This window comes from Citrobacter youngae (genome assembly GCF_003818115.1).
Lineage (GTDB): Bacteria > Pseudomonadota > Gammaproteobacteria > Enterobacterales > Enterobacteriaceae > Citrobacter > Citrobacter youngae.
In genome coordinates this window covers 1-4,435 of the sequence record NZ_RPOI01000041.1, presented here as the reverse complement: position 1 = coordinate 4,435, position 4,435 = coordinate 1, and the positions used below count along the sequence as shown (strand labels likewise).

Below are 4,435 nucleotides of genomic sequence, written 5' to 3'. Positions count from 1 at the left end.
TACAGATGACATCAGAACGCATAAAGCGGTCTGATAAACAGAATTTGCCTGGCGGCTGTAGCGCGGTGGTCCCACCTGACCCCATGCCGAACTCAGAAGTGAAACGCCGTAGCGCCGATGGTAGTGTGGGGTCTCCCCATGCGAGAGTAGGGAACTGCCAGGCATTAATTAAAGTGAAGAAGCCCATCCTGACGGATGGGCTTTTTTGCGTCTGTGCGGGGTGCACATTGCCGGATGCGGCGCAGCGCGTACCATCGGGGGCAAAGCAACATCCTGAGCCTCCATAACACAAGCCATCCTGCAGCATATGCGGTAAACTAAGCGCGATTTTGCATCAGGAAAGCGTCTATGAATCACTCCCTTAAAGCCTGGAACACCTTCGGTATCGATCAACAAGCTAATGAACTTGTCCGCGCCGAAAATGAGCAACAACTACTGAATGCCTGGCAATTAGCCAATGCATCACATCATCCAGTACTGATCCTGGGCGAAGGGAGTAACGTCCTGTTTCTTGATACCTTCCAGGGAACAGTGATCGTCAATCGTATTAAAGGTATAGAGGTTACAGAGAAGCCTGACGCGTGGTACCTACATGTTGGGGCTGGTGAGAACTGGCATCATCTGGTACAGCATACATTGCAGCTTGGCATGCCTGGACTGGAAAACCTGGCGCTTATTCCCGGCTGTGTTGGCTCATCGCCAATCCAGAATATTGGTGCTTATGGTGTGGAACTTCAGCGTGTTTGCGAATATGTGGACTGCATTGAACTGGCTACCGGTAAGCATCTGCGTGTAAGTGCCACAGAATGCCGATTTGGATACCGCGACAGTATCTTCAAGCATGAGTACCAGGATCGTTTCGCGATTGTAGCCGTTGGGCTGCGTTTACCTAAACAGTGGCAGCCCGTCCTCACTTACGGTGACCTGACGCGCCTGGATCCTGCAACGGTAACGCCTCAGCAGGTTTTTGATTCTGTTTGTCATATGCGCACCACAAAGCTGCCCGATCCAAAAGTAAACGGTAATGCGGGGAGTTTCTTCAAAAATCCGGTTGTCAGTTCGGATATCGCACAGGAACTACTGGCGAAATTTCCGATTGCGCCTCATTACCCGCAGGCTGATGGTTCTGTGAAACTGGCTGCTGGCTGGCTTATCGATCAATGCCAGCTTAAAGGCATGCGCATTGGTGGCGCAGCGGTACATCAGCAGCAGGCACTGGTGCTGATAAATGCAGAGCATGCGACGAGTCAGGATGTGGTGCAACTTGCGCATCACGTACGCCAAAAAGTCGGTGAGAAATTCAATGTCTGGCTCGAACCGGAAGTCCGGTTTATCGGCCCCCAGGGTGAGGTGAATGCCGTGGAGATCGTTGCATGAAGGATAATACCGTCCCCCTGACGCTTATTTCATTATTAGCCGATGGCGAATTTCACTCCGGTGAGCAACTCGGTGAAACGCTGGGAATGAGCCGTGCGGCAATCAATAAGCATGTCCAGACGCTACGTGACTGGGGTGTTGATGTATTTACTGTCCCTGGTAAAGGATATAGCTTACCTGAACCTATCCAGCTATTAGATTCATCACTTATTCATTCTCAGCTGGGTGGCGGAAACATTACTGTTCTACCCGTAATCGATTCAACCAACCAGTATCTGCTGGATCGAATTGGGCAACTGGAATCCGGAGATGCCTGCGTGGCGGAGTATCAGCAGGCTGGTCGTGGTCGGCGTGGGCGTAAATGGTTTTCGCCATTTGGTGCTAACCTGTATCTCTCTATGTTCTGGCGCCTGGAGCAGGGCCCGGCCGCTGCAATTGGCCTGAGTCTGGTCATTGGTATCGTCATGGCTGAGGTTTTACGCGATCTGGGTGCGGATAAAGTTCGTGTTAAATGGCCTAATGATCTCTATTTGCTCGATCGTAAACTGGCAGGGATCCTGGTAGAACTCACTGGTAAGACGGGTGATGCCGCACAAATCGTTATTGGTGCCGGAATTAACATGTCTATGCGCCGGGTCGAAGAGAATGTGGTTAATCAGGGGTGGATTAACCTACAGGAAGCAGGCATAAACATTGACCGTAATACTCTTGCGGCTCGACTGATCCGCGAGCTTCGTGCTGCACTGATACTGTTTGAGCAAGAGGGGTTAGTGCCTTATTTATCACGCTGGAAGGCACTTGATAACTTTATCAACCGCCCGGTTAAACTCATTATTGGCGATAAAGAAATATTTGGTGTCTCGCGGGGAATAGATACTCAAGGTGCACTATTGCTGGAGCAGAATGGTGAGATAAAGCCATGGATGGGTGGGGAAATATCGCTCAGAAGCGCTGAATAATAAAAAGAAGGGGAGCATCGGCTCCCCTTTTTTATTTATTTTCTTAACCTGACTTGCTCAACGGCATGATTGGCACTTTTAGTCATTATCAAGCTGGCTCTTTCACGCGTTGGTAAAATATTTTGCTTTAAATTCAGCCAGTTGATTTCTTTCCATAGCGATGTGGCAGTGTTGATAGCCTCATCTTCTGATAATTTTGCATAGTTATGGAAATAAGAGTCCGGGTTGGTAAATGCCCCTTCACGGAATTTCAGGAAGCGGTTGATATACCATGTCTGGAGTAATTCTTCTGGCGCATCAACGTAAATAGAAAAATCGACGAAGTCAGAAACAAATACATGATGCGGGTCGTGGGGATAGTCCATTCCGCTTTGTAATACATTTAACCCCTCGAGAATCAATATATCCGGCTGGGCAACGGTTTTGTCACCATCAGGGATCACATCATAGATTAGATGAGAATAGACCGGCGCTGTGACGTTAGGGACGCCTGACTTCAGGTCGGAAACAAATTTTACCAGACGGTGCATATCATAAGACTGAGGGAAGCCTTTCTTCTTCATGAGCCCGCGTTCTTTCAACACCTGGTTTGGGTGAAGAAACCCATCGGTCGTAATCAGCTCAACTTTGCGGTGCTCTGGCCAGCGGCTAAGCAGTGCCTGCAAAACGCGCGCTGTCGTACTTTTACCGACGGCGACGCTGCCAGCAATACTAATGATATAAGGAATACGCTCGCCATTCGTGCCTAAAAATTGCTCCAGCACTGCCTGACGTCGCAGGTTCGAACTGATGTAAAAATTTAGCAAACGCGATAGAGGCAAATAAATCTCGGCAACTTCTTCCAGCGATAAGTCTTCGTTAATGCCTTTAAGACGAGCAATCTCTTCCTCGGTCAGGGTCATCGGCACGGAATCACGAAGCGCAGCCCACTGGTTGCGATCAAACTGTAGGTAAGGCGACGTTAACGCTTGCTCTTTTATACTCATACGCATGGTCTGGCTGTCATTGCTATATCAGGTCTGCGGTAAAAAACGAAATCATCCCCGGCACGCAATGGCACGCACATTTCAGTTAATTTGGACAATGGGCAGGAGGGTAACACCAGATGAGGGGGAATAATAAGAAAAAATCGTCCCCTGAAAAGCATTGTGACGAGTATTCCAGATGTATAAAGATGTGCTTTCTCTCTGTCTGGACGTGAATAACGGAGCAAAACCCTCTCCGGTTATAACGCTCAACGTTGGAAATTTGTGCAATTCAGATAAGAAATAGATTATTTATCGGGCGTATAGTGCAAAATGTGAGCGGAAGAACATTTTATGCAATTTTTTAGTTGCATGAGCACGCAGGTATCCATAAAATGCGCGCTACTTGATGCCGACTTAGCTCAGTAGGTAGAGCAACTGACTTGTAATCAGTAGGTCACCAGTTCGATTCCGGTAGTCGGCACCATCAAGTCCGGTGGGGTTCCCGAGCGGCCAAAGGGAGCAGACTGTAAATCTGCCGTCACAGACTTCGAAGGTTCGAATCCTTCCCCCACCACCACTTTCTGGCAGCGTTATCGCCGCCTGAGTTGGTTAAAAAATTTAATCAGCTCAAACATAAAAGAGAGAAATCTCTTTTTTGTTACAGAAAGAACTGGGTAGCCGAGTTTCAGGATGCGGGCATCGTATAATGGCTATTACCTCAGCCTTCCAAGCTGATGATGCGGGTTCGATTCCCGCTGCCCGCTCCAGACGTGCTGATATGGCTCAGTTGGTAGAGCGCACCCTTGGTAAGGGTGAGGTCCCCAGTTCGACTCTGGGTATCAGCACCACTTCACTTCTCCCTCCCGTTTCTCTCTGTTTACTTTTAAAAGCATTCAACAGCTCAGGTATATTGCCTGGTTGATGTGGTGATATCACCGATTTATCCGTGTCTTAGAGGGACAATCGATGTCTAAAGAAAAATTTGAACGTACTAAACCGCACGTTAACGTCGGTACTATCGGCCACGTTGACCATGGTAAAACAACGCTGACCGCTGCAATCACTACCGTTCTGGCTAAAACCTACGGTGGTGCTGCTCGCGCATTCGATCAGATCGATAACGCGCCGGAA

4 protein-coding genes, 4 tRNA genes, 1 rRNA gene and 1 pseudogene are annotated in these 4,435 nt (G+C 48.7%); 8 read left to right on the top strand and 2 right to left on the bottom strand.

Translation table 11 applies throughout. From position 1 onward, the window contains the following. Positions 1 to 47 precede the first annotated feature (47 nt). From rrf to birA, 3 genes are all read left to right on the top strand, one after another. Positions 48 to 163: ribosomal RNA gene (rrf, locus tag EHN13_RS23510) — 5S ribosomal RNA — on the top strand. 185 nt (positions 164 to 348) lie between these two features. Beyond that, positions 349 to 1,377: a UDP-N-acetylmuramate dehydrogenase gene (murB, locus tag EHN13_RS23505; protein WP_048214126.1), complete on the top strand. Its 1,029-nt coding sequence runs from the start codon at positions 349 to 351 to the stop codon at positions 1,375 to 1,377. Beyond that, positions 1,374 to 2,336 (top strand): bifunctional biotin--[acetyl-CoA-carboxylase] ligase/biotin operon repressor BirA, encoded by a 963-nt coding sequence (birA, locus tag EHN13_RS23500; protein WP_124022169.1) that lies wholly within the window; start codon positions 1,374 to 1,376, stop codon positions 2,334 to 2,336. Before murB ends, birA begins: the two co-directional genes overlap by 4 nt. A 35-nt stretch (positions 2,337 to 2,371) precedes the next feature. Here birA and coaA read toward each other — a convergent pair whose 3' ends face one another. Both coaA and EHN13_RS24435 read right to left on the bottom strand, forming a co-directional pair. Beyond that, on the bottom strand, positions 2,372 to 3,322 hold the full coding sequence (gene coaA, locus EHN13_RS23495; RefSeq protein ID WP_043018507.1) for a type I pantothenate kinase: 951 nt from the start codon (positions 3,320 to 3,322) through the stop codon (positions 2,372 to 2,374). 290 nt (positions 3,323 to 3,612) lie between these two features. Beyond that, positions 3,613 to 3,693, bottom strand: a pseudogene (locus tag EHN13_RS24435) (hypothetical protein); the annotation flags it as partial. A gap of 19 nt (positions 3,694 to 3,712) precedes the next feature. Here EHN13_RS24435 and EHN13_RS23490 point away from each other — a divergent pair. The 5 genes from EHN13_RS23490 to EHN13_RS23470 all read left to right on the top strand — a co-directional run. Beyond that, positions 3,713 to 3,788, top strand: a tRNA-Thr gene (locus EHN13_RS23490). Positions 3,789 to 3,796: 8 nt separating this feature from the next. Beyond that, positions 3,797 to 3,881, top strand: a tRNA-Tyr gene (locus tag EHN13_RS23485). Positions 3,882 to 3,996: 115 nt separating this feature from the next. Then, positions 3,997 to 4,071, top strand: a tRNA-Gly gene (locus EHN13_RS23480). 5 nt (positions 4,072 to 4,076) lie between these two features. Beyond that, a tRNA-Thr gene (locus EHN13_RS23475) sits at positions 4,077 to 4,152 on the top strand. A gap of 118 nt (positions 4,153 to 4,270) precedes the next feature. Next, positions 4,271 to 4,435: GTP-binding protein (locus EHN13_RS23470; protein WP_001326213.1), on the top strand; the 165-nt coding region annotated here is incomplete at its 3' end.